Annotated in this window: 2 protein-coding genes; both read left to right on the top strand. The window is 71.2% G+C overall.

Annotation, left to right across the window (positions count from 1 at the left end):
- A partial coding sequence (gene nadA, locus NA4_RS38040; RefSeq protein WP_169811223.1) for a quinolinate synthase NadA occupies window positions 1-541 on the top strand: 541 nt, incomplete at its 5' end.
- A gap of 114 nt (window positions 542-655) precedes the next feature.
- The coding region (nadB, locus tag NA4_RS38035; RefSeq protein WP_067481070.1) for an L-aspartate oxidase at window positions 656-1,843 on the top strand (1,188 nt) is incomplete at its 3' end.

Genomic DNA, 1,843 nt, shown 5'->3' with positions numbered 1-1,843 from the left:
CCGCGAGGTGCTGTTCCTGCCGGACCAGTTCCTCGGCGCGCACGTCAAGCGGGTCACGGGGCGGGCGAACATGCACATTTGGGCCGGTGAGTGCCACGTGCACGCGGGCATCAACGGCGACGAGCTGACCGAGCAGGCGCGCACCCACCCGGACGCGGAGCTGTTCGTGCACCCCGAATGCGGTTGCGCCACCTCCGCGCTGTACCTGGCGGGCGAGGGCGCGTTCCCGGCCGAGCGGGTGCACATCCTGTCCACCGGCGGCATGATCGACGCGGCCAAGGCGGCGAAGTCGAATCAGGTACTGGTGGCCACCGAGGTCGGCATGCTGCACCAGCTGCGCAAGGCCGCGCCCGGTATCGACTTCCAGGCCGTGAACGACCGCGCCTCGTGCAAGTACATGAAGATGATCACCCCGGCGGCACTGCTGCGCTGCCTGGTCGATGGCCGCGACGAGGTCCATGTCGATCCGGAAACCGCTGCGCTGGGCCGTAATTCGGTGCAGCGGATGATCGCGATCGGCAATCCCGGCGGCGGTGAGTGAGTCCGGCCTCGGTGGCCGGTCCGAGGTGGAACGCGGTGGCGCAAGCGCTGACCACCGCGAATCCCCCTGGGAGACAGGCCGATTCGCGGCTTTGAAGATAGAGGGGCACGGGCAATGACATCCCGGGTTTCGATCGACTGGGAGGCCGAGGCGGACCTGGTCGTGATCGGCGGCGGTGTCGCGGGACTGACCGCGGCGCGCACCGCGTCACTGCGTGGCCTGCGGGTGCTGACGCTCAGCAAAGGCGGGCCGACGGACACCTCCACCCAGTACGCCCAGGGTGGGATCGCGGTTGTGGCGCCGCATGGCGATTCGGTCGAGTCTCATGTGCACGACACCGTGGAAGCGGGCGCGGGCCTGTGCGACGTGGACGCCGTGCGCTCCATCGTCGAGGGCGGCCGAGCCGCGGTGTCCGCGCTGACCGGCCTCGGCGCGGTGTTCGACCTCGGCCGGGACGGCCAGATCTCCCGGACCAGGGAAGGCGGCCACAGCACCCGCCGGATCATCCACGCCGGCGGCGACGCGACCGGCGCCGAGGTGCAGCGGGCGCTGAACGAGGCCGGTCTGCCGGTGCTGTTCGGGGCCGCGGTGGGACAGATCGTCACCGGTCGCGGCGGCGTCCAGGGTGTCGTCGCGGTGTCGGACCAGGGATTCGGCGTCGTCCACGCGCCCGCGGTGCTGCTGGCCACCGGCGGGCTCGGCCAGTTGTACGCGCTGAGCACCAACCCGCCCGGCGCCACCGCCGACGGCATCGCGCTCGCGCTGTGGGCCGGTGCCACGGTCGCCGACCTCGAGTTCGTGCAGTTCCACCCGACTGTGCTCTACACCCCCGGCGGGGTCGGGCGCAGACCGCTGATCAGCGAGGCCGTTCGCGGAGAAGGCGCGAGACTCGTTGACACCGAAGGAAATTCGGTGACCGACGGGCTGCATCCGCGGGGCGATCTCGCGCCGCGCGATGTGGTCTCGCGCGCTATCGCCGCGCGCATGCGGGCGCTCGGCACCGAGCACGTCTACCTCGACGCGCGCTCGATCGACCACTTCCCGCAACGGTTTCCGACGATCACCGCCTCCTGCCTGGCTGCAGGCATCGATCCGCGCACGGATCTGATCCCGGTCGCACCCGCCGCGCACTATCAGTGCGGCGGGGTCGTCACCGATACCCACGGCCGCACAAGAGTGCCCGGCCTGTACGCGGCGGGTGAAGTCGCGCGCACCGGCCTGCACGGGGCGAACCGGTTGGCCTCCAACAGCTTGCTGGAGGGTTTGGTGGTCGGCGAGCGCGCCGGGGCCGCCGCGGCCGAG

This window comes from Nocardia amamiensis NBRC 102102 (assembly GCF_001612745.1).
Classification (GTDB): Bacteria; Actinomycetota; Actinomycetes; order Mycobacteriales; family Mycobacteriaceae; genus Nocardia; species Nocardia amamiensis.
This window is presented reverse-complemented; position numbering and strand designations above follow the sequence as displayed.